General features: G+C 63.8%; 19 protein-coding genes and 3 rRNA genes. 17 read left to right on the forward strand and 5 right to left on the reverse strand.

The features are described from left to right. The first annotated feature begins 170 nt into the window (after positions 1–170). Positions 171–800: a hypothetical protein gene (locus AC6JAM_RS09710; RefSeq protein ID WP_497934544.1), complete on the forward strand. Its 630-nt coding sequence runs from the start codon at positions 171–173 to the stop codon at positions 798–800. Positions 801–854: 54 nt separating this feature from the next. Here the strand turns inward: AC6JAM_RS09710 and AC6JAM_RS09715 are convergent, their stop codons facing one another. Next, the gene (locus AC6JAM_RS09715; protein ID WP_018771917.1) at positions 855–1,349 is read right to left on the reverse strand and encodes an FBP domain-containing protein; all 495 of its coding nucleotides are present in this window, start codon (positions 1,347–1,349) and stop codon (positions 855–857) included. 354 nt (positions 1,350–1,703) lie between these two features. Between AC6JAM_RS09715 and AC6JAM_RS09720 the strand changes: the two genes are divergently transcribed. From AC6JAM_RS09720 to AC6JAM_RS09750, 7 genes are all read left to right on the forward strand, one after another. Then, positions 1,704–2,792, forward strand: a complete 1,089-nt coding sequence (locus AC6JAM_RS09720; RefSeq protein ID WP_497934545.1) for an iron-siderophore ABC transporter substrate-binding protein — start codon at positions 1,704–1,706, stop codon at positions 2,790–2,792. Between the two features lie 13 nt (positions 2,793–2,805). Next, complete coding sequence (locus AC6JAM_RS09725) at positions 2,806–3,885, forward strand: FecCD family ABC transporter permease (RefSeq protein WP_497934546.1); 1,080 nt, start codon at positions 2,806–2,808, stop codon at positions 3,883–3,885. Beyond that, positions 3,885–4,916, forward strand: a complete 1,032-nt coding sequence (locus AC6JAM_RS09730; protein ID WP_497934547.1) for a FecCD family ABC transporter permease — start codon at positions 3,885–3,887, stop codon at positions 4,914–4,916. The genes AC6JAM_RS09725 and AC6JAM_RS09730 overlap by 1 nt, the downstream gene beginning before the upstream one ends. A gap of 1 nt (position 4,917) precedes the next feature. Further along, on the forward strand, positions 4,918–5,730 hold the full coding sequence (locus AC6JAM_RS09735) for an ABC transporter ATP-binding protein (RefSeq protein WP_497934549.1): 813 nt from the start codon (positions 4,918–4,920) through the stop codon (positions 5,728–5,730). 59 nt (positions 5,731–5,789) lie between these two features. Next, the gene (locus AC6JAM_RS09740; protein ID WP_497934550.1) at positions 5,790–6,812 is read left to right on the forward strand and encodes a siderophore-interacting protein; all 1,023 of its coding nucleotides are present in this window, start codon (positions 5,790–5,792) and stop codon (positions 6,810–6,812) included. Positions 6,813–6,992: 180 nt separating this feature from the next. Continuing rightward, positions 6,993–9,188, forward strand: a complete 2,196-nt coding sequence (locus tag AC6JAM_RS09745; protein WP_497934551.1) for a CBM96 family carbohydrate-binding protein — start codon at positions 6,993–6,995, stop codon at positions 9,186–9,188. A gap of 99 nt (positions 9,189–9,287) precedes the next feature. Continuing rightward, on the forward strand, positions 9,288–10,133 hold the full coding sequence (locus tag AC6JAM_RS09750; RefSeq protein ID WP_488315424.1) for an SGNH/GDSL hydrolase family protein: 846 nt from the start codon (positions 9,288–9,290) through the stop codon (positions 10,131–10,133). Positions 10,134–10,147: 14 nt separating this feature from the next. Here the strand turns inward: AC6JAM_RS09750 and AC6JAM_RS09755 are convergent, their stop codons facing one another. Further along, complete coding sequence (locus tag AC6JAM_RS09755; protein ID WP_018771909.1) at positions 10,148–10,453, reverse strand: YciI family protein; 306 nt, start codon at positions 10,451–10,453, stop codon at positions 10,148–10,150. A 60-nt stretch (positions 10,454–10,513) separates the two neighbouring features. Between AC6JAM_RS09755 and AC6JAM_RS09760 the strand changes: the two genes are divergently transcribed. Then, entirely contained in the window at positions 10,514–11,011 is a 498-nt protein-coding gene (locus AC6JAM_RS09760) for a MarR family winged helix-turn-helix transcriptional regulator (protein ID WP_026266173.1), read from the forward strand. A gap of 43 nt (positions 11,012–11,054) precedes the next feature. Next, the gene (locus tag AC6JAM_RS09765; RefSeq protein ID WP_018771907.1) at positions 11,055–11,816 is read left to right on the forward strand and encodes an SGNH/GDSL hydrolase family protein; all 762 of its coding nucleotides are present in this window, start codon (positions 11,055–11,057) and stop codon (positions 11,814–11,816) included. A gap of 30 nt (positions 11,817–11,846) precedes the next feature. Here the strand turns inward: AC6JAM_RS09765 and AC6JAM_RS09770 are convergent, their stop codons facing one another. From AC6JAM_RS09770 to AC6JAM_RS09780, 3 genes are read right to left on the reverse strand one after another with little or no spacing between them, the layout of a single operon-like run. Then, entirely contained in the window at positions 11,847–12,623 is a 777-nt protein-coding gene (locus AC6JAM_RS09770) for an FAD:protein FMN transferase (RefSeq protein WP_497935948.1), read from the reverse strand. A gap of 28 nt (positions 12,624–12,651) precedes the next feature. Beyond that, positions 12,652–13,110: an FMN-binding protein gene (locus tag AC6JAM_RS09775; RefSeq protein WP_497934553.1), complete on the reverse strand. Its 459-nt coding sequence runs from the start codon at positions 13,108–13,110 to the stop codon at positions 12,652–12,654. Beyond that, complete coding sequence (locus AC6JAM_RS09780; RefSeq protein ID WP_497934554.1) at positions 13,107–14,579, reverse strand: ferredoxin reductase family protein; 1,473 nt, start codon at positions 14,577–14,579, stop codon at positions 13,107–13,109. Before AC6JAM_RS09780 ends, AC6JAM_RS09775 begins: the two co-directional genes overlap by 4 nt. Positions 14,580–14,897: 318 nt before the next feature. On the opposite strand from AC6JAM_RS09780, the gene rpmB reads away from it, so the two are divergent. From rpmB to AC6JAM_RS09815, 7 genes are all read left to right on the forward strand, one after another. Next, entirely contained in the window at positions 14,898–15,134 is a 237-nt protein-coding gene (gene rpmB / locus AC6JAM_RS09785) for a 50S ribosomal protein L28 (RefSeq protein WP_013602738.1), read from the forward strand. Next, the gene (rpmG, locus tag AC6JAM_RS09790; RefSeq protein WP_013602737.1) at positions 15,134–15,301 is read left to right on the forward strand and encodes a 50S ribosomal protein L33; all 168 of its coding nucleotides are present in this window, start codon (positions 15,134–15,136) and stop codon (positions 15,299–15,301) included. Before rpmB ends, rpmG begins: the two co-directional genes overlap by 1 nt. A 2-nt stretch (positions 15,302–15,303) precedes the next feature. After that, positions 15,304–15,609, forward strand: coding sequence for a 30S ribosomal protein S14 (gene rpsN, locus AC6JAM_RS09795; protein WP_009358853.1), 306 nt, complete (start codon positions 15,304–15,306; stop codon positions 15,607–15,609). 641 nt (positions 15,610–16,250) lie between these two features. After that, positions 16,251–17,773 (forward strand): 16S ribosomal RNA (locus AC6JAM_RS09800). A gap of 511 nt (positions 17,774–18,284) precedes the next feature. Then, positions 18,285–21,414: ribosomal RNA gene (locus AC6JAM_RS09805) — 23S ribosomal RNA — on the forward strand. A 173-nt stretch (positions 21,415–21,587) separates the two neighbouring features. Then, positions 21,588–21,704 (forward strand): 5S ribosomal RNA (rrf, locus tag AC6JAM_RS09810). The 16S, 23S and 5S rRNA genes sit together here, the layout of an rRNA operon. A gap of 104 nt (positions 21,705–21,808) precedes the next feature. Continuing rightward, entirely contained in the window at positions 21,809–22,816 is a 1,008-nt protein-coding gene (locus tag AC6JAM_RS09815; protein WP_026266224.1) for a LacI family DNA-binding transcriptional regulator, read from the forward strand. Positions 22,817–22,848: the final 32 nt, after the last annotated feature.

Raw genomic sequence — 22,848 nt, forward strand, 5'->3', positions numbered from 1 at the left:
GTGGTGGCCGGTCTTTTCGCTGTGCCACTCTGGGCTTTACCAACTCACCTCGCCAGAGTAGATCCCATAGGTACTGCAGGATGCTGGGTCCGCACTTTCTCCGAGAGAACGATGGCGTCCTCTTGAAAGGCACCCCCATGCGCCCACGGCACCCCGCTCCAATCCTCCTTGTGATAACAGCCGCAGCGGCGCTGTCCCTCGCCGCCTGCGCGGACTACGCCCCCGCAGGGAGCGGGGGCGCGTCCACGGAGACTGCCGTTCCGCCGCCCTCGCCTGCTCCCACGTCCGCGCCCACTCCTGCCGGGATGGTGACCTATACCTTCCCCGATGGCCGGCTGTCCTTTGCCCATCCGGCGGACTGGCGCGTGGTACATGAGCAGGTTTCCGCATCACCCCCGGTGGAAACGGCCGCCGTCATTGATGCCAACGGCGCCGGGCGGGTCAACATCTACTACAGCCAGGTGGGTGACGCCGTGGCCGGTCCTGATGCCAGGTTTGTCCTTGCGGCGGACCCTGTGCCGGGGCTGGTGGGCCACGCAGTTCCCACGCCCCATTCGTCGTTCTTCGCCGATCACGTCAATGGTGCCGTTGAGTACCGCATGGGGCTGACGGCGGGATTGCCGGTGTCACCGGACGGCAAGGTGCAAAACGGGCCCGTCATGCTCGGCGACCGCATTTTGGCCGCAGACGTGCTGTTCACCGGTCCGCCGTTTGCCAATGACGAGGCGGCGAAGGCGTGGTACTGGGGCGGGGACGGCCAAAAACTGAAGGCGTTGCTGATGAGCTTCTCCTACCGCTGAGGCACATGGGGAAGCCCTCCGTCACCGGAGTGATGGAGGGCTTCCGCTGCCCGCCTACTTATTCTGCACGCGGGCCAGGAACTGCGCGGTGCGGTCCTGCAGGCCCTGGATCTGGCGTACCACGACGGCCGCCGGATCGGGGTTGATCTCGTTGGCCGGCGGTTCCTTGCGGACGTTGCCACAACACAGGAAGTCGGCGCAGATCAGGGTCCCCACGGTGTTGCCGTCGCGTCCTGACTGGCCTGCGCGCCTTGCGACCCAAAGGAGCACGTCCTCCTTCGAGAACACATCCCGGCACAGTTCGCACAATACCGAGCGGTTCTTCCTGGCTCCTCCTTCGGGCGCCCGGAGCAGGATGCCCGTGAGGCCCTTGGGGCCGGGAACCACCAAGTACCCGCGCAGCGGCATCTTTTCATCGCGCCAGCCCAGGAACTCCAGGCTGTCCCAGTCCAGGGCGTCGAAGTTCCTGGGCAGTGTCAGCTTGGCTGCTTCTGAGCGGCTGGCGTTGACGAAGGATGAACGGATTTGTTGGGGCGTGACTGATTGCATGGCTGAACTTTCGTAAAGGGTGGGCGGCCCTAAGCCGGGCCGGGGTAACAGGGGAGTCAGTCAGTCTCCGCGGAGCAGGCCAAAGCGGCCACCCCGCTTCCCATGGCAGCGGCGGCCGGAACGACCTTTTGCATGCGCATTGTTCCCGTTGTTCCGTTTCTGTTTCAGCGTGCCCTGGTAAGGGTGCCCTGCCGGCAAGGCAATCCTGCCAAATGTGCCCCGCCCTGTCCAAGAACCTGACGGCGGATGTGGCCTTTGTCACGTTGCGGGATTAGGTGACAAAAACGTTGCGTAATCGACATTTACATAGGTTAGCCTTACTTAAGTTTCCAGCAGCCTGATCCAAGGAGCCCCGTGACATCCCCCCTCTTTTCCGGCCCTCTCTCCACCCGCCGGACGCTTTTCTCTTCCGCAGGCAAGGCGGCTGCGGTGCTCGCCGCGGCAGCCTTGACCCTGTCCGCCTGCAGCACGGGTCCGGCCTCTTCAGTGGCTGGCACGGGCGGCACCGGCAGCAGCACCCAGTTCCCGGTGACCATCGGCCATGCATTCGGCCAAACCACCATCGAGAAGCAGCCCGCGCGCGTGGCGACGGTTTCATGGGTGAACGACGACGTCGCGATTGCCCTCGGCGTGGTGCCCGTCGGTATCCCCAGGAACGAGTGGGGTGGCAATGACAAAGGGTCCACCCCCTGGAAGGACGCGGCGCTCGAAAGGCTGGGGGCCGGATTCGGATCGGCCAAGGCCCCCGTCCAGTACTCGGAGGCGGACGGCATCAACTTCACGGAAATCGCCAGGCTCGCCCCGGACGTCATCCTCGCCGCCTACTCCGGCCTCACCGAGGAGGACTACAGGAAGCTCAGCGAAATCGCTCCCGTGGTGGCGCACCCGGAAGTGGCCTACGGAACCTCGTGGCAGGACTCCACCACCATCATCGGCAAGGCCCTGGGCAAGGAAGCGGAAGCGGCCAAGCTCGTCTCCGACACCGAGGCCACCGTTAAGGACAAGGTCTCCCAGTACCCGCAGATCCAGGGCAAGAGCTTTATCTACGGCAACCTGGAGCCCGCCCGGGGTGACGGCGTCAACGTCTACACCGCCAACGACAACCGTCCCCGCTTCCTCACCGAAATCGGCATGACCCTGGCCCATGTGGTCGCGGAGAACTCCAAGGGTTCCAAGGAGTTCTACCTTTCCTGGTCCGCCGAGAAGGCGAACGAACTGCAGTCGGACATCTTCGTCACCTGGGTTCCCGACGCGTCCACCGCGGAGGCCATCAAGGCTGATCCGCTGCTCGGGCAGATCCCGGCCATCAGGAAGGGCGCCCTGGTGGCCGACCAGGACAACACCCTGACCCTGTCCATCTCGGCGTCGTCGCCGCTGAGCCTGCCGTGGTCGCTGGATACGTTCCTGCCGCAGTTGGCCACGGCGGCGGATGCAGTGAAGTAGGGGCCGCGCCTTCATGGGTACGACGACGGTACGTCCGGCCGCCGGCACGGGCGCCCAGGTGCGGGCCGGGGCAGCCGCTGCTCCCGTCTGCGGTGATGCGCCGGGAACGCGAGCCGCCTGGCTGGCCGGCGCCGTCGTCGTGCTGGTGCTGGTGGCCGGGGCATCGCTGGCCGTAGGGGCACGGGAGGTTCCCCTTGCGACGGTATGGCAGGCCCTTTCCGCGTTCGATCCCGCCAACGGTGACCATGCCGTGGTGCTGGCCCGCATTCCGCGCACGGTCCTGGGCCTGCTGGCCGGCGGCTCGCTGGGCCTGGCCGGGGCCGCGATGCAGGGAGTTGCCCGCAATCCGCTGGCCGACCCCGGCATTCTTGGCGTCAACGCCGGAGCCGCCCTGGCGGTGGTCGCCGGCATTTACATCTTCGGTGTGGCCACCTTCTCCGGCTACGTTTGGTTCGCCTTGATTGGGGCCGCTGCTGCCGCAGTGGTGGTATACCTCATCGCCTCGCTGGGCAGGGAGGGAGCCACCCCGGTCAAGCTCGCGCTGGCCGGAGCCGCGCTCAGCGCCGGACTGTCCTCGCTCATGAACATCATCCTGGTCTCCAGCCAGGACACCCTGGACAGGTTCCGCTTTTGGCAGGTGGGCGGCATCGCGGGCCGTGACTGGACCGTACTCCTGCCCGGCCTGCCGATCCTGGCCGCCGGTGCGCTCATCGTGCTCCTGGCCGGCCGCACCCTCAACAGCCTGGCGCTGGGGGACGACATCGCGCGGGGGCTTGGCCGGCGCGTCGGGCCCTCGCGGGCCCTGGTGGCCCTGGGCATCGTCCTGCTCTGCGGCACCGCCACGGCATTGGCGGGCCCCATCGGCTTTGTGGGCCTGGTGGTACCGCATGCCGTGCGTGTCCTCACCGGGCCCGACTACCGCTGGATCCTGGCCTTCTCCCTGGTGGCGGCTCCGGTCCTGCTCCTGGCCGCCGACATTCTTGGGCGGGTGGTGCTGCCGCCGGGCGAAGTCCCGGCCGGCATCATGACCGCCCTCATCGGTGCGCCGGTGTTCGTGTGGCTGATCCGCCGCGGAAAGGGGGCCGGGCTGTGATGGCCAAGGGGGCCGGCAACCGGACCGCCGTGCTGGGCGCCGCCGTCGTGCTCCTGTTTTTCGTATCCGTCCTGCTGGGCAGCTACACGGTGACCGTCCCGGACTTCTTCGCCATCGTCTTCAACCATGTGACGGGCGGCGCCAGGATTCCGGGCGCCAGCTTCATCGTGATGGAGAACAAGCTTCCGCGGGCCGTCATCGGCACCATGACCGGGACTGCCTTCGGGCTGGCCGGCGCCCTGTTCCAGACCATGCTGCGGAACCCCCTGGCCAGCCCCGACGTCATCGGCATCAGCTCCGGGGCCAGCGCGGCGGCGGTGGTTGCGATTGTCATCTTCGGCGCCTCCGGTGCGCTGGTTTCCGGGGCGGCGCTGGCGGGTGCACTGGCCGTGGCAGGCCTGATCCATGCGATCTCCAGCGGCGGTGCCACCCGCAGGGCAGGCCGGGGGAGCGCCGCCGGAAACCGGCTGGTCCTTGCCGGCGTCGGGATCGCTGCCGCCCTGCACGCAGTGGTCAGCTTCCTGATGACCCGCGCTGACATCCGCACTGCCGCCGACGTCCTGGTCTGGCTCAATGGATCCCTGAACTCCGCCAACTGGGACCGGGCCGGCGTCCTGTTCCTGGCGCTCGCGGTGCTGGTTCCCGCCGTTGTGCTCATCGCCGGTCCGCTCCGCATCCTGGAACTGGGTGATGATGCCGCGGCAGGGCTGGGGGTCCGCGTCAATGCCGCACGCCTGGCGCTGGTGGCCATTGCGGTATCGCTCGCGGCAGTTGCGACGGCGGCCGCAGGGCCGGTGTCGTTCGTCGCCTTCCTGGCCGCTCCCATCGCCCGCCGCTTCGCCGGCAAGGCCAGCCTGCCGGCGTCGGCCCTGGTGGGCGCCCTGATTGTCCTGGCGGCAGACTATGTCGCCGCCAACCTGGCCCCCCTGTTCCTGGACGGCACCGTCCTGCCGGTGGGTGTTGTCACCGGCGCGCTCGGCGCCCCCTTCCTGCTGTGGCTCCTGGTCACGGCCAACCGAAAGGATGCCTGACGTGGCAGTTCTCGAAGCACGCGACCTGACGCTCACGTACGGCCAGCGCTGTGTGGCGGACGGGCTCAACGTCCGGATTCCCGAGGGCAGGGTGACCATGATCGTGGGTGCCAACGCCTGCGGAAAGTCCACCCTGCTCCGCGGGCTGTCCCGGCTCCTGAAGCCCGCCGGCGGCACCGTGACCCTGGACGGCAGGGACATCCACACCCGTCCGGCCCGTGAACTGGCCCGGACCCTCGGCCTGCTTCCCCAGCACCCCACCGCCCCGGACGGCATCACCGTCCGAGACCTGGTGGGACGCGGGCGCTACCCGCACCAGGGTTTCTTCCGTAGCAGGAGTGACAAGGACGACGCCGCCGTGCAGCGCGCGCTGGAAGCCACCGGGACGCTGGACCTCGCCGGGCGCGACGTGGACGAACTGTCCGGCGGCCAGCGGCAGCGGGCCTGGATTGCCATGGCACTCGCCCAGGAAACCGACGTCCTGCTGCTGGACGAACCCACCACCTACCTTGACCTGGCCCACCAGGTGGAGGTCCTGGACCTGGTAACGGACCTCAACCGCAGACGGGGTATCACCGTGGCAATCGTCCTGCACGACCTCAATCTGGCGGCCCGCTACGCGGACCACATCATCGCCATGAAGGACGGCACCGTGACAGCGGTGGGGTCCCCGCGCGAGGTGGTGACGGAAGGACTGGTCCGCCACGTCTTCGGCCTGGAGAGCCGGGTCATCCCGGACCCCGTTTCGGCCACCCCGCTGATCATCCCCATCGGCCGTCACCACACTGCCTACGAACTGGAGCCCGTCCCATGACGACCCGCGACACCGCCCGAACACAAACGGCAACTGCACAACCGGCAAGTGCCCAGCCGATGACCACCCAGCCGATGAGTCTCGCCTTTGAGGTCACCGTTTCCTCCGTCCAGCAGCTCAGCCCCACCTTCCGCAGGATCACGTTCGGTGGCTACGCGCTGCGTGACTTCGGCGTCCAAGGCCACACCCTGGACCTCCGGATCAAGCTCCTGATTCCGTCCCTGGCCCCGGACGGCTCGCAGCTGCCGTTGCCGGCCGTCAACACCGGCCAGCCCGGCTGGTATCGGGATTGGCTGGCCATGGACCCGGAGGTGCGCGGCTCGATGCGGACTTACACCGTCCGTGAGGCGCGGCTGGACGCGGTCTATCCGGAGATCGACGTGGACTTTGCGATGCACAAGGACGGGCCGCACAACAGCGGGCCGGCCGCGGACTGGGCCCTGAAGGCCAAACCCGGTGACGCCCTCACCATCATCGGGCCCAACAACCGTGCCGCCCACTGCATCACCGCCGGGACATACTCCGGCATCGAATGGCGGCCCGGCCTGGCCCAGCGCATCCTCCTTGCCGGTGACGAAACCGCAGTTCCCGCCATCTCCGCCATCCTCGAAACCCTCCCGCCGTACATGAGCGGGCACGCCCTCCTGGAGGTTCCCCAGGCCGGCGACTTCCTTGAACTGCAGTCCCCGGCGGACATCGAGATCACGTGGCTTGCCCGCGGCGCCGTCATCGGCCGCTCCCGGCCGCACGGCCAGCTGCTGCAGGAGGCCGTACGCACAGCAGTCCCCGTGCCGGGCTGGGTGGGCATCAAAGCGGACGGCGGCGGCGCCGGCCCGGAGCCCGAAGACGTCAACGTGGACACGGACATCCTCTGGGAAACCCCCGCACGCCTCGAAACGGGGGACATCGGCGCCGCCGGCAACCCCGGAATGCCCGCCGGCGCCATGCCCTTCTACGCCTGGATCGCCGGTGAAGCCGCCGTCATCAAGGCCCTGCGGCGCTACCTGGTGCGCGACGTGGGGATGGACCGGAAACAGGTGGCCTTCATGGGTTACTGGCGGCAGGGCAAAGCCGAAGGCTAACCCCGGCCCGCTCGGCGCCTCCGCGCAGTAACACAAATTTTCAGCAATTGCCAATTAAGGAAATTGCTGTGTCACAGGGTGTGACACGCGTATGCTTCGGATATTTCAACTGGAACATTAAGGTCTCATTCCATGAAAACTATCCTGCGGCCAGCTGTTTCCGTCCTGACACTCTTAGTCATGCTCGCCTCACTTGCCGTAGTGGGCAGCGTGGCGAACGCGGTGGGAGCGCTGACATTCGCGCCGACCGCCGACAGTTATGTCCAGGCCGACCGGCCAACGGAGAACTTCGGGACCAGTGTGCGTTGGTCCACGGAGGGCCGGACAAGCATCTCGCGGAGCAGTCTCCTGCGGTTCAACGTCCAGGTTCCCGCCGGGGAACACGTCGTCTCGGCAAAGCTGCGGGCATATTCTGAGGCGGCGGCAACGTCGACCGAGTTTGTGGACGTTTACACCACCAGCGGCACATGGGCCGAAACGGGCGTCACCTGGAACAACGCACCGGCCCGCGGGAGTTGGCTGGCCAAGGCCGGCGGGTTCGCCACGGGGGCCTGGGTGGAATGGGACGTTACCAAGGGCGTCGGCGCCACCGGCGGCGAGCAGAACTTCCGGCTCGAATCCAGCGCGCAGAAATGGCTGGGCTTCAAATCGAACCAGGCCCTGGACGCGGCACTCCGCCCAAAGCTGGTGGTCACCACCGCCGCTGACGCCGTGGTGACAAGCCCCGCCCCGACGCCAACCCCCACCCCTACCTCCACCCCTGCGCCCGCGCCCACTGACGCGGGCGGAGTCCAGGCTGCTGCCACGCAGAACTGGGGCGCACCTGTGGCCGGGGACGAGTTCAACTACACCGGAGCCCCGGACGCTACCAAATGGAGCGTGTACAACAGCGCAGGGCACGCCGGCCAAGGCATCCGCAGCCCGCAGCAGGTAACAGTGGACGGTTCCAAGATGGTCATGAGCGGGACCCCGGACGGGACCACTGCCGGCATGTCCGCGAAGTTCGCCAAACAGAAGTACGGGCGGTGGGAAGTCCGCGCCGCCGGGTCGGGGGACAATGAGTACCATATGGTTTCGATCCTGTGGCCGGACAGCGGAAACTGGCCTTGCGACGGCGAAGTGGATTACGCGGAAACAACGGGCGCCTGGAACGTGATCAACTTCTTCCAGCACTTCTCCTGCAGCAACTCCCAGACCAGGGCCAGCAAGACGCTGGACGTGACCCAGTTCCACAACTACGCAGTGGACTGGTCCCCCGCCGGGATGGTCGGATACGTGGATGGCGTGAAGTGGTTCGAGGACACCGACCCCAACCACCAGCCTCCGGGCAGTATGCACCAGACGCTGCAACTGGACTGGTTCCCTGATTCCACTGCTGACGGTGCTGCGGAAATGCGCGTGGACTGGATACGTGTCTACCCGGCCGCCGGCGGGACGAGCCCCACCCCGACTCCTACCCCCACCCCGACTCCAACCCCGGCGCCTACCACGCCGCCGGCGGGCGATTCCTTCGAGTTCGCCGCTGTTGGCGACATGAACCCGTCAGGAAATACGTCCACGAGTTCGGCGTCCGGCAAGAACGCTGCCAGCATCATCAGCGGCCTCAACGATGGTTCGTTGGATAATTTCCTTGCCATCGGCGACTTCCAGTACGACAAGGGGACCTGCTCGGCGCTTGGAGCGTGGAACACGCTGTGGGGCGGGTTGAAAGCCAAGACGTACTGGACCACGGGCCCCAACCACGATGTGGAGCCGGGTGTGAACGATGACGTGGACCGGTTCATGGACGGCCAGTGCGTCAACACCACCAAGTCCGCTACCAGCACCACTCTGGGCCGGTTCCAGGATGCGCTGGAGTGGTATTCGTTCGATAAGGGGAACTGGCATATCCTGGTGGCGCCCACGGCCACATGGCGCTACAACGTGGCCCGGGCGCAGGCGATGACCGCCGAAATGGACGCTGACCTGAAGGCGGCCAAGGCCGCGGGGAAGCATCTGGCGGCCGTCTACCACGACCCGTATTTCACGTCCGACACATCCAGCCACACGCGCTTCACCCAGGCGAAGCCCTGGATCGACATGTTCTGGAACAACCGGGTGAAAGTCCTGCTGTCCGGGTCCCAGCACAACTATGAGCGGACCTGCCCGGTGAACAACGCCGACCAATGCGTCCCCGACGGCATGCAGCAGTTCCAGGTGTCCACCGGCGGTATCGGCCTCCGATCGTTCGCGAGCAACCCGGCCTACGTCCAGCGGAAGTTCAGTGATACCTGGGGCCACCTGAGGATGAGCCTGAAAGCGGACGGCTCCTACACCTGGGAGTTCCGTCCGGTTTACGGAGGAATGCAGACGGACAGCGGGTCCCGGACGCCATAAGTGCTCCACCGGATCCCGCAGCGCTTTCCCAAGCTCCCGCTCACTTACTGTTCATCCCGGCGTCGTCCTTGCTTTTCCCAGCGCCGCTACGTTGGGGCGGTGGTGACTGGATCCTTGCTTCCTGACTCCGGGCGGCGGGTGTTTGTGGCCCTTGGCGACTCCTTCACCGAAGGCGTGGGGGACCGGGATGAGCGGCTGCCCAACGGGGTGCGGGGGTGGGCCGACAGGGTTGCCGAGAAGCTCGCCAAGGCGCAGCCAGGGTGGAAGTACGCCAACCTGGCCATCAGGAGCAAGCGGCTGCGGCACATCATCGACGAGCAGCTGGAGCCGGCACTGCGGATGCGGCCAACACTGGTGACCTTGTACGCCGGCGGTAACGACATCCTGGACCTGAAGACCGATATGCCCGCGCTCATGGCGGACTATGAACAGCTTGTTGACCAGCTCGCCGGCACGGGGGCCACAGTGGTCCTCTTCACGGGGTTCGACGTCAAGGTTTCCGCGCTCCTGGAGCCGTTGAAGAAACGCAACGCCTACTACAACCAGCGGGTGCGGGACATCGCGGAAAAGTACGGGGCCGTGCTGGTGGACTACTGGTGCCTGGATGCCTTCCACGACGCCAGGATGTGGGACTCTGACCGGCTCCACATGTCCAAGGCCGGGCACAAATACCTGGCCGGGCAGGTGCTGGACCAGCTGGGCGTGCCGCACAAGATCAAACCCCGGGACTGGGAGCCACCACCAAGGTTGGGCCTGCGCGAATGGGAACGGCGCCAGCGGCGCTGGGTCCATGACTGGGTCCTGCCGCTCTTTGGCCGCAAGCTCCGCGGGGTGACGCTGGGGGACAGGCTCAGCCCGCGCTGGCCCAAGCCTGTGAAGGTGCCGCGGAAAGGTGGCCTGAAGAAGCTCGCCGCAGAAGGGTACGACGGCGGCAGCCCACCCTAGCGGCCTGCGTCACCTTAGGTGGTTTGCGCGGGCGGGGTGTCCAACAGGTTTTCGAACCCCGGGGCCACCCGGCCGGCGTGGAACTCCAGCACCTCGAAGTCGGCCACGCCGTTGATGTAGAACGGGTCCTGCGCAAGGCTCGCGTCAAGGGTTTCCCGTTCCGCCTGCGAGAGCAGCAGCCCTCCAGTGCGGGGAATCTTGCGGCCGGCGGCAATGAAGACGCCGTCGTCGAACGCCTTTTGCAGCCAGGCGATGTGGGCGTCGTTGTGGAAGTCGACGATCTCCTGCGGCACGCGGTAGGTGAGGGAGACAACATACATGGGGCAAGCCTACCGGTGCCGCTTCCAGCTACTTGAAAGATCAATCGTAGAATGGGGGCCATGACCGAACCCCGCTGGCTCAACGCTGACGAACGCCGCGCCTGGCTGGCGCTGGTGAGCATCAATACGCTGCTGCCGGCGGCCCTCGACACCAGGCTGCATGCGGCCGGGAAGCTGTCGCTCTTCGACTACACGGTCCTTGCCATGCTGTCCGAGGCAGACGACCGGTTCCTGCCCATGAGTGAGCTCGCCGCCCGCAGCAGCGCTTCACTGTCCCGGCTTTCGCATGTGGTGACCAAGCTGCAGAAGCGCGGCTGGGTGGAGCGGCGTCCCCACCCCCATGACGCAAGGGTGACCACCGCGCACCTCACGGAGGAAGGCATGGCCACCATCGTTGGGCTGGCCCCGGGCCATGTTGAGGACGTCCGCGACCTGTTCCTCGATGCCCTGACCGGGCAGGATGTGCTGGACCTGGCGCGGATCGGCGAGAAAGTGGTGGGACGCCTGGACAAGGACCACTGGATCCTGCGCGAAACCCAGCCTGACCAAGCGACATAACCGGCCATTGGTTGCTTCCGGCAACGGATGGCAAACTAACCGCATGGATTTCACTTCCCGCTTCGTGGCCCTTGGCGACTCGTTTACCGAAGGCGTCGGTGACGACGACCCCACCCGCCCCAACGGGGTCCGCGGCTGGGCGGACCGGGTGGCGGAGCAGCTCTGCGCCGCTGATCCGGATTTCGGCTACGCCAACCTGGCCATCCGCGGCAGGAAGCTTCGGCAGATCGTGGCCGAGCAGGTGGACGCCGCCGTCGAACTTAAACCCACGCTGGTGAGCATCTACGCCGGGGCCAATGACATCCTCCGCCCGCGCGTGGACATCGATGACCTCCTGGTGGAGTACAACGACGCCGTCGGGAAGCTGGCGGCCACCGGCGCCACTGTGGTGATGTTCACGGGTTTCGATGCCCGGGGTTCAAAGGTGTTCGGCACCATGCGCGGCCGCACCGCCATCTACAACGAACTGGTCCGCGGAATCGCAGGGGACCACGGCGCCCTGCTGGTGGATTACTGGCGCTTCAGCGAGTACTACGACTGGGGCATGTGGGCCCACGACCGGATGCACATGTCCGCCGCCGGCCACGCCAACATGGCCAAGCGCGTCCTCGAGGTCCTTAAGTACGACCATTCCATCGACGTCCCGCCGATGACCCCTGTTCCGGAGTTGAGCGGCGCCGACGCCCTCCGCGCCAACGCCCGGTGGTTCCGCGAGTACGCCGCGCCGTGGGTGGTCCGGCGCGTCACCGGCAAGTCGTCCGGCGACAACCTGCAGCCCAAGTACGCCCAGCTCACCCGGCTGTAGCGGTTGTAGCGGCGGTGGGGCGCGGGCGGCTCAGGCGGGATGGAAGGCCGGAGTCGCCAGCATGGAGCCGTCAGCGCGGATCGCCAGCACGGCAACATCCCAGATGTCCGTGGCGCGGTTCAGCATCTGTGTTCCGCCGGCGACGATCGCCGTGGCCAGCACGTCGGCGGTGACAATGTCCGCGGCGGCCACGGTGACCTGGACAAACCCGGCGCCGCGTCCCACCCGCCAAATGTGCTCACCGCGTTCAGCGGAGCCGGAGGTGGCGATCGCACTGTGCCGGCTGCCCGCGCCCAGTGCGTAGCCGGTAATCAGGGTTTGGCGGTCCGCCGGATCCACGATGCCGGCTTTCCAGGGCTCGGCGCTGCCGGGGCATGGTGAGCCGCTGACCAACACGTCGCCCCCGGCATTCAGGCACCAATCGTGCCGGCCCAGGGCCTGGAGCGACGTGCCCGCCTCGCGGATGGCATGACCCTTGACGATCCCGGACAGGTCCAGGACGCCGTCAGGCCGTTCCGGGGTGAAGGCGCCCTCCGTGCGCAGCCGCCATTCGTGCGCCTCGGCGTACCGCTCTCGCATCCGGGCTGAGGCGCCCCGCAGCATCAGCTCGCCGCGGGCCAGCCTGGCCGCTTCCGAATCCGGGCGGTAGAGGCTGAATTGTTCGTCCAGGTCGCGGAAAAGGCGTTCGACGACGGCGGTGGCGGCAGCCAGCTCATCGAGCCCAGGCTGCCCTTCCGCAGGGGAGCTGACGGGCAGCGTCAGCCCGATGACCGTGCCCATGCATTCAAAGGTGCGGGCCTTCAGCATGGCGGCGGGGGTTGCGGCGTCCAGGGGGCTAGAGGTGGGCTGCATCGATGGCCGCCTGGACTGAGGTCAGGTACGCGTCGCTGGTAATGGTGGCGCCGCTGACGGTCTGGACATCCGCCGACTGCGCCGCGAGGACCTTGCTCCGGAGCAGGGGTGCCGCGCGGTTGCTGATCTGGATGGATTTGCCATCGGTGTTGGTGAGCTGGAGGGCGGTGATATCCGTGATCTTCCCGTTGGCCACCGTGATCTGGACCTGCACGGGACCGAACCGGGTCTGCACGGCGGTTCCCTTATAGGTGCCGGAAGCCGAGGTGCCCGAAGAGCCCGAGGAGCCGGACGTACCCGTACCCGTCGAGCCCGTGGTGCCTGACGCCGTCGTGCTTGATGCGACAGTGCTGATGCCGCCTGCCTGGGTGCCTGTTTGCCATCCCGCCATGAGGATCCCGGCGGAGGCCAGGGCCGCTGCGACTGTTCCGCGTATTTTCACCAGTCAAACCTTTCGTGATGGATCTGTTCCCCGGAGACGCCGGCTTTCCCGGCATCCGCTATGACGTTGGCCGCCCACGCCGCCGGGCCGCAGACGTAGACGTCCGCATCCGCGATGTCGGGCACGTAGGAGGTGAGGCTGTAGCCGTTCCGCACGGCGTCCCCGGGAAGCCAGGTGGAGTGGCCGTGGGCCCTCGGCCCGGTGAGGTGGAAGAGCCGGACCCCCCTGGCCTGGCAGAGGTCGAGGATTTCGCTGCCCAGGTACAGCTCCTGGTCGGTGTGGCCGCGGAGCAGGACTGTCGCCTCGCCGGGAGCAAACGGCGTGGTTTCCAGCAGTGCGCGCAGGGGTGTGATGCCGATGCCGGCCCCGATCATCACCACCTTGTTCCTGGTCCTGGCAGCCGTGCTGAGCAGTCCGTAGGGACCCTCCAGCGCCACCTTGGTCCCTTTCCGCAGCCGCAGGAGCTGGGCGGAGCCGCTGCCAAGGTTCCGTACGGTGACCCGCAGCGTCCCCTGGCCGTCCGGGCCATGGAAGACGGGTTCGGCGGACAGGCTGAACGGGTGGGGATGCCACCACAGTCCCGGAGCCAGGAAGCGCCAGATGAAGAACCGTCCGCCCGTGCCCGCCAGCTGGTCCAGTTTCCGGCCATTCATGACGATGTTCACCACGCCCGGCGCCACGGCCTCCACGCGGGCCACCGACAGTTGGTGCCGCGCCGTGGCCAGTGCCGGTTCCAGTACCCGGAAATACACCAGGGCAGCGCCGGTGTAGATGCAAATGGCCAGCCAGTACCAGCGCTGCCATGTGCCTGCCGCAAAGAGGCCTCCCACGCTGAACTGGTGGGGGAGCGACGTTGCAACCGCGGCGTAGGTCAGGAGGTGCACCACGTACCAGAACTCGTACGGGAAACGACGCCGCACAGCCACCAGGGACGTGACGACGACCGCGATGAACAGCGCCATGGAGACAAACGCCAGCCACATGTCCGGCACCTGCACCCAAAGGTTGACGGACTCGGTGAACGGATCCAGTCCTTCAGCCATGCCGTACCCAGCCGCGACCAGGAGGCCGTGTGCCAAAAGCAGGTACAGCGAAGGCTTTCCCAGCTTCCCGTGGAACTCCAGCGCGCGGTCGTGGCCGATGGTGCGGTCAATGAAGGGAATCCTCGCGGCCAGCAGCAGCATGAGCAGGACAAGGTCCATGCCCGCCAGCCCGGCCACGATGCCCGCCGCCGTGAACAGGGACGCCGGCGACGTGATCGCGGTGGCCCCGCCGTCGGCAAGCCAGAGGGCAATTGCGGCGGCAACGGAGGCCCAGGCAATGACCGTCAGGAGGTCCGTCCGCAGCATGCGCTGCCGGTACTGCCGGGCAAACCAGCCACGGGCGGGCCTCTTCGCTGAAGGTGATGAAGGCTCCGGGCGGCCGGAGCTGCTTGCGGCCGGAGATGCCGGCAGGAGCTGCGTGTTCATGTATCCAAGGTGCTTGGCGAAGCTATGTGCCTGCTGTGAAAAGGACCAACCTGTCGCTGTGACCTTTCGGCGGCCCTTATACACCCGATGACCCCCGATTGGTCTTTAATTGCGCCAACTCGTAGACTTGGTAGGCGCTAAGTGCGCGGAGCGTGCGCAATTGCTCCGGTTGCCCGGTAATTTTCTCCAGGGTGGCCGGTAGTTAGGGGCTCAAGTTGCGTGACTAACCGTTGCCCTTCTGCATTTTTGGGTCGCCCTTAGCAGCATGGTCCAGCAGCAGATATGCGGATCATTACTTTCAATTCTTGAGGAGAAGTCATGGCAGCACACTGCCAAGTGACCGGGGCCGAGCCGGGCTTTGGGCACAGCATTTCGCACTCGCACCGCCGCAACAAGCGTCGGTTCGATCCGAACATCCAGAAGAAGCGCTACTGGGTTCCGTCCCTGCGCCGTAACGTCACGCTGCAGGTCTCTGCACGTGGCATCAAGACCATCGACGTACGCGGCATCGACGTAGTCGTCGCCCAGATCCTGGCTCGTGGGGTGAAGCTCTAGTGGCTAAGGACAAGGACGTACGTCCGATCATCAAGCTCAAGTCGACCGCGGGTACGGGTTACACCTACGTAACCCGCAAGAACCGTCGTAACGATCCGGACCGCATGGTCCTGAAGAAGTACGACCCCAAGATCCGCCAGCACGTCGAATTCCGAGAGGAGCGCTAAACATGGCTAAGAAGTCCAAGATTGCTCGCAACGAGCAGCGCAAGGTCATCGTTGAGCGTTACGCTGCAAAGCGCCTCGAGCTGAAGAAGACCCTGGTTGACGAGAACGCAACCGACGAAGCACGCGAAGCAGCCCGCCTGGGCCTGCAGAAGCTGCCCCGCAACGCGTCCCCGATCCGTCTGCGTAACCGCGACATCATCGACGGCCGCCCCCGCGGTACCTTCCAGAAGTTCGGCATCTCCCGTGTCCGCTTCCGCGACATGGCCCACAAGGGCGAACTCCCGGGCATCACCAAGTCTTCCTGGTAATCCAGCACCGCTGAATCCAGCTGCTTGAGAAGGGCCGGCAACCTTAGGGTTGCCGGCCCTTCTGTGTCTGCCGTGATGGCCGCCGGATGTGCGGCAGCGCACACAGCGGAATTACGACGGCGGGAGGCCGGCGGGTGCCCCGCACGGCCGTTCCTGCCCCGGAATCCCGGGGAATTGCAGCCATTGGATGAGCGGTTTGCGGTGGGCCACGAGTGCGTGTATTGTTTTCTAAGTCGCCGCGGGGGAGACAGTCAAGAGCTGGTAACCGCGGGTGGCCAAACCCCCAAATTCAAGACCAAATTCTGGTCGCTCCTTAGGGCGCCGGAAATTGGTGGGGGACCGTCTTCTGGTCTGATGGGAATCCTGAGAAATGGATTTGCGTCGGGGTGGTTGATCGGGTAAGTTTGGAAAGTTGCTCCGGAGCGAGCCTGGACGTTGGTTTGGGTGGTGCCGGGTGTGTCTGTTGTTTGAGAACTCAATAGTGTGCCAAGTTTGTTGATACCGATTATGTATGTAATTGGTTGATTGTGCTGTGCCGCCACCCCGTGGTGTGCATGGTGTTTTTAGCTGGTTTCAAATTTTGTGCAGCTGTTTCTGCCGTTATTTCCGGTGGTTGTGGTTGTGTCTGTTTTTGTTTTACTTCAACGGAGAGTTTGATCCTGGCTCAGGATGAACGCTGGCGGCGTGCTTAACACATGCAAGTCGAACGATGATGCCAGCTTGCTGGTGGATTAGTGGCGAACGGGTGAGTAACACGTGAGTAACCTGCCCTTGACTCTGGGATAAGCCTGGGAAACTGGGTCTAATACCGGATATGACCTTCCATCGCATGGTGGTTGGTGGAAAGCTTTTGTGGTTTTGGATGGACTCGCGGCCTATCAGCTTGTTGGTGGGGTAATGGCCTACCAAGGCGACGACGGGTAGCCGGCCTGAGAGGGTGACCGGCCACACTGGGACTGAGACACGGCCCAGACTCCTACGGGAGGCAGCAGTGGGGAATATTGCACAATGGGCGAAAGCCTGATGCAGCGACGCCGCGTGAGGGATGACGGCCTTCGGGTTGTAAACCTCTTTCAGTAGGGAAGAAGCGTAAGTGACGGTACCTGCAGAAGAAGCGCCGGCTAACTACGTGCCAGCAGCCGCGGTAATACGTAGGGCGCAAGCGTTATCCGGAATTATTGGGCGTAAAGAGCTCGTAGGCGGTTTGTCGCGTCTGCCGTGAAAGTCCGGGGCTCAACTCCGGATCTGCGGTGGGTACGGGCAGACTAGAGTGATGTAGGGGAGACTGGAATTCCTGGTGTAGCGGTGAAATGCGCAGATATCAGGAGGAACACCGATGGCGAAGGCAGGTCTCTGGGCATTAACTGACGCTGAGGAGCGAAAGCATGGGGAGCGAACAGGATTAGATACCCTGGTAGTCCATGCCGTAAACGTTGGGCACTAGGTGTGGGGGACATTCCACGTTTTCCGCGCCGTAGCTAACGCATTAAGTGCCCCGCCTGGGGAGTACGGCCGCAAGGCTAAAACTCAAAGGAATTGACGGGGGCCCGCACAAGCGGCGGAGCATGCGGATTAATTCGATGCAACGCGAAGAACCTTACCAAGGCTTGACATGAACCGGACCGCTGCAGAAATGTGGTTTCCCCTTTGGGGCTGGTTTACAGGTGGTGCATGGTTGTCGTCAGCTCGTGTCGTGAGATGTTGGGTTAAGTCCCGCAACGAGCGCAACCCTCGTTCTATGTTGCCAGCACGTGATGGTGGGGACTCATAGGAGACTGCCGGGGTCAACTCGGAGGAAGGTGGGGACGACGTCAAATCATCATGCCCCTTATGTCTTGGGCTTCACGCATGCTACAATGGCCGGTACAAAGGGTTGCGATACTGTGAGGTGGAGCTAATCCCAAAAAGCCGGTCTCAGTTCGGATTGGGGTCTGCAACTCGACCCCATGAAGTCGGAGTCGCTAGTAATCGCAGATCAGCAACGCTGCGGTGAATACGTTCCCGGGCCTTGTACACACCGCCCGTCAAGTCACGAAAGTTGGTAACACCCGAAGCCGGTGGCCTAACCCCTTGTGGGAGGGAGCTGTCGAAGGTGGGACTGGCGATTGGGACTAAGTCGTAACAAGGTAGCCGTACCGGAAGGTGCGGCTGGATCACCTCCTTTCTAAGGAGCACCTCCAACTCTTCTGTGCTGGTGAATGCCGGTGTGGGGGGTTGTCAGGAAGCAAGCCCGCAGCATGGACGATTGTTCCGTGGCGGGTGCTCATGGGTGGAATATCAACAAATAGGTGCCTGGTGGCACGGACCGGTGTGGTTAGTACGAATGTTTTGTTCTTCTCTTCGGGGGAGGGCGGGTGTTCTGGAACGCGGCTGGTTTGGGTTGCTGGGTAGTGTTTGGCACACTGTTGGGTCCTGAGGCAACAGGGCCGGGGGTTTTCCCCTGGGTTTGTTTGTTTCTGGTTTCCCTGCCGTGACGTTCCGTGCGCCTGTTTGGGTGTGTGGGGTGTGTGGTGTGGGGTTGTTGTTTGAGAACTACATAGTGGACGCGAGCATCTTGTATAAGAAGCAATTTCCAAGATTAATGAACCTGGATCTGGCTGCGCTGTTGATGCCCTTTGGGTGTTGGGGTGTGGTTGGTTTCTGTGGTTCTCTCGAGAAATGTTTTTGATCTTTGTGGTCAAGTTTTTAAGAGCACACGGTGGATGCCTTGGCATTAGGAGCCGAAGAAGGACGTAGGAATCTGCGATAAGCCTGGGGGAGTCGATAACCGGACTGTGATCCCAGGGTGTCCGAATGGGGAAACCCCGCCGAGCGCGCGAGTGACTCGGTGACCCGTACCTGAACACATAGGGTGCGTGGGGGGAACGCGGGGAAGTGAAACATCTCAGTACCCGCAGGAAGAGAAAACAATAGTGATTCCGTTAGTAGTGGCGAGCGAACGCGGATCAGGCTAAACCGTTCCATGTGTGATAGCCGGCGGGCGTTGCATGGTCGGGGTTGTGGGACTTTCCATACCAGTTCTGCCGGGCTGGTGGGGTGTGATGTGCGCGCATAGGTGAACGGTTTTGAAAGGCCGGCCAGAGAGGGTGTTAGTCCCGTAACCGTAATGTGTTTGTACCGCCTGTGAGAGTATCCCAAGTAGTACGGGGCCCGAGAAATCCCGTGCGAATCTGTCAGGACCACCTGATAAGCCTAAATACTCCCTAATGACCGATAGCGGACCAGTACCGTGAGGGAAAGGTGAAAAGTACCCCGGGAGGGGAGTGAAACAGTACCTGAAACCGTGTGCTTACAATCCGTCGGAGCCAGTCTGATTCTGGTGACGGCGTGCCTTTTGAAGAATGAGCCTGCGAGTTAGTGTTACGTCGCGAGGTTAACCCGTGTGGGGCAGCCGTAGCGAAAGCGAGTCTGAATAGGGCGTGTGAGTGGCGTGATCTAGACCCGAAGCGAAGTGATCTACCCATGGCCAGGTTGAAGCGACGGTAAGACGTCGTGGAGGACCGAACCCACTTCAGTTGAAAATGGAGGGGATGAGCTGTGGGTAGGGGTGAAAGGCCAATCAAACTTCGTGATAGCTGGTTCTCCCCGAAATGCATTTAGGTGCAGCGTTGCGTGTTTCTTGCTGGAGGTAGAGCTACTGGATGGCTAATGGGCCCTACAAGGTTACTGACGTCAGCCAAACTCCGAATGCCGGTAAGTGAGAGCGCAGCAGTGAGACTGTGGGGGATAAGCTTCATAGTCGAGAGGGAAACAGCCCAGACCACCAACTAAGGCCCCTAAGCGTGTGCTAAGTGGGAAAGGATGTGGAGTTGCCCAGACAACCAGGAGGTTGGCTTAGAAGCAGCCACCCTTAAAAGAGTGCGTAATAGCTCACTGGTCAAGTGATTCCGCGCCGACAATGTAGCGGGGCTCAAGTACACCGCCGAAGTTGTGGCATTCACATTTTAGCTAAGCCCTTGTGGTTCAGGCGTGTGGATGGGTAGGGGAGCGTCGTGTGGGCGGTGAAGTCGCGGTGTAAACCAGCGGTGGAGCCTACACGAGTGAGAATGCAGGCATGAGTAGCGAAAGACGGGTGAGAAACCCGTCCGCCGAATGATCAAGGGTTCCAGGGTCAAGCTAATCTGCCCTGGGTAAGTCGGGACCTAAGGCGAGGCCGACAGGCGTAGTCGATGGACAACGGGTTGATATTCCCGTACCGGCGAAAAACCGCCCATGCTGAGCGGGGGATACTAACTGCCCGAAGCCTGCCCGAGCGCCCTTGTGGTGTGAGGGTTTTGGTGGAGCGCAGGACCTGATCCCGGGAGGCAAGCGTATTAACAGGTGTGACGCAGGAAGGTAGCCGAGCCGGGCGATGGTTGTCCCGGTCTAAGGATGTAGGGCGAGTGGTAGGCAAATCCGCCACTCATGGTGCCTGAGATCTGATGGGACCCCCGTTTGGGGGGATTTGGTGATCCTATGCTGCCGAGAAAAGCATCGACGCGAGGTTTTAGCCGCCCGTACCCCAAACCGACACAGGTGATCAGGTAGAGAATACCAAGGCGATCGAGAGAATTATGGTTAAGGAACTCGGCAAAATGCCCCCGTAACTTCGGGAGAAGGGGGGCCCCAACCTTGATACACCCTTTGCGGTGTGGAGGGGATCGGGGCCGCAGAGACCAGGGGGAAGCGACTGTTTACTAAAAACACAGGTCCGTGCGAAGTCGCAAGACGATGTATACGGACTGACTCCTGCCCGGTGCTGGAAGGTTAAGAGGACCGGTTAGCCGCAAGGCGAAGCTGAGAATTTAAGCCCCAGTAAACGGCGGTGGTAACTATAACCATCCTAAGGTAGCGAAATTCCTTGTCGGGTAAGTTCCGACCTGCACGAATGGAGTAACGACTTCCCCGCTGTCTCAACCATAAACTCGGCGAAATTGCAGTACGAGTAAAGATGCTCGTTACGCGCAGCAGGACGGAAAGACCCCGAGACCTTTACTATAGTTTGGTATTGGTGTTCGGAGTGGCTTGTGTAGGATAGGTGGGAGACGTTGAAGCCCGGACGCCAGTTCGGGTGGAGTCATCGTTGAAATACCACTCTGGTCACTTTGGACATCTAACTTCGGCCCGTAATCCGGGTCAGGGACAGTGCCTGATGGGTAGTTTAACTGGGGCGGTTGCCTCCTAAAAAGTAACGGAGGCGCCCAAAGGTTCCCTCAGCCTGGTTGGCAATCAGGTGTCGAGTGTAAGTGCACAAGGGAGCTTGACTGTGAGAGAGACATCTCGAGCAGGGACGAAAGTCGGGACTAGTGATCCGGCGGTACATTGTGGAATGGCCGTCGCTCAACGGATAAAAGGTACCTCGGGGATAACAGGCTGATCTTGCCCAAGAGTCCATATCGACGGCATGGTTTGGCACCTCGATGTCGGCTCGTCGCATCCTGGGGCTGGAGTAGGTCCCAAGGGTTGGGCTGTTCGCCCATTAAAGCGGTACGCGAGCTGGGTTTAGAACGTCGTGAGACAGTTCGGTCCCTATCCGCTGCGCGCGCAGGAAATTTGAGAAGGGCTGTCCTTAGTACGAGAGGACCGGGACGGACGAACCTCTGGTGTGTCAGTTGTACTGCCAAGTGCACCGCTGATTAGCTACGTTCGGATGGGATAACCGCTGAAAGCATCTAAGCGGGAAGCTCGCTTCGAGATGAGATTTCCATACACCCTCGGGTGTGAGAGGCCCCCAGCCAGACCACTGGGTTGATAGGCCGGATGTGGAAGCGAGGACTAACGACTCGTGAAGCTGACCGGTACTAATAGGCCAACAACTTACACCACACAGATACATACAAACTCTGCTTGCGTCCACTATGTGGTTCCCAACCAACAACCCCCCAACACGCGGGGTTGTCACGGCACGGAACCACCACAACTGAATAACAACACCACAATGTTGTAACCACCAGACTTCCCACCCCCGAACAAAACACCGGGCGGGCGGGTACAAGGGTTACGGCGGTCATAGCGTGGGGGAAACGCCCGGTCCCATTCCGAACCCGGAAGCTAAGACCCACAGCGCCGATGGTACTGCACCCGGGAGGGTGTGGGAGAGTAGGTCACCGCCGGACACACATTGGTCGAGGCCCCAACCACCAGGTTGGGGCCTCCCACATTTAACCCACCAATCACCGGTATCAAAACGGGCCTTCACCACCGCCTAGACTTACCGTTTATGACCCCCCGAACGCCCAGTCCCAGGGACCGGCGTGCAACCATCCTGGATGTGGCGGCCGCTGCAGGCGTATCGCGCCAAACCGTCACCCGGGCCATGAATGACATGGCAGGCATCAGCGCGGAAACCCGCGCCCGGGTCCAAAAGCTCGCAGCAGAAATGGGCTACAGCCCCAGCCGCTTCGCCAAGGGCCTTGTGCAGGGCGCGCGGATCTCTGTTGGCCTCGCCATCCCGGACCTGACCAACCCCTATTTCCCGGCCTTTGCCTCAAGCGTGGTGGAGGCCGCCACGGAGCGCGGTTGGAACGTGGTGGTGGACGACTACGGCCACGGGACCGGCAGCGCCGTTGACGCCGCCGCGCGGCTTGCGCCCCAGGTGGATGCACTGATCGGATACCTTGCACCCCACCAGGACGAGGCGCAGGCGCTGATGGGCCGCCGTCCCGTCGTCGCCCTTGACTCCCCGGACGCCGGCACCGCCGGCAGCATCTCCTTTGACTACCGTCACGCTGCCAGGCTCGCCCTCCGCCATCTCGCATCCCACGGGTGCAGGAGCATCCTCTTCCTGGACTCGGACCAGGGCGGCCCCGCCGGCAGCCGGAGCGCGGCCGCCGCCGCGGTGGCAGCGGAGGCAGGCATCCAGCTCGCCCGCCTCCAGGCACAGCCATCGGCGGCCGCGGCACGGTCGGCGGTGGCCCTCCATCTGGCCGGGGGCGGGAGCCCCGATGGCATCCTCGCCTTCAACGACCTGATGGCAGCCGGCGCCTTGAAGGCACTGCGGGAGTCAGGCACCTCCGTCCCCAATGAGTGTGCCGTCATCGGCATGGACGGGATACCGCTGGGGGAACTGCTCACACCTGAGCTGACCACCCTCGCACTGGACCTGCGCGCCGTGGGCCGCGCCGCCGTCGGACTCCTGGATGGTTTACTCACAGGTGCCATCCAGAACCGCACCCCAGGCGCCCACCTGACCCTGCAGCACCAACTGGTCCTCCGGCAATCAGCCTGACCCCTACTCAAATCATGACCGAGCGGATAGGC

Source organism: Arthrobacter sp. GmRoot5-12 (assembly GCF_059739365.1).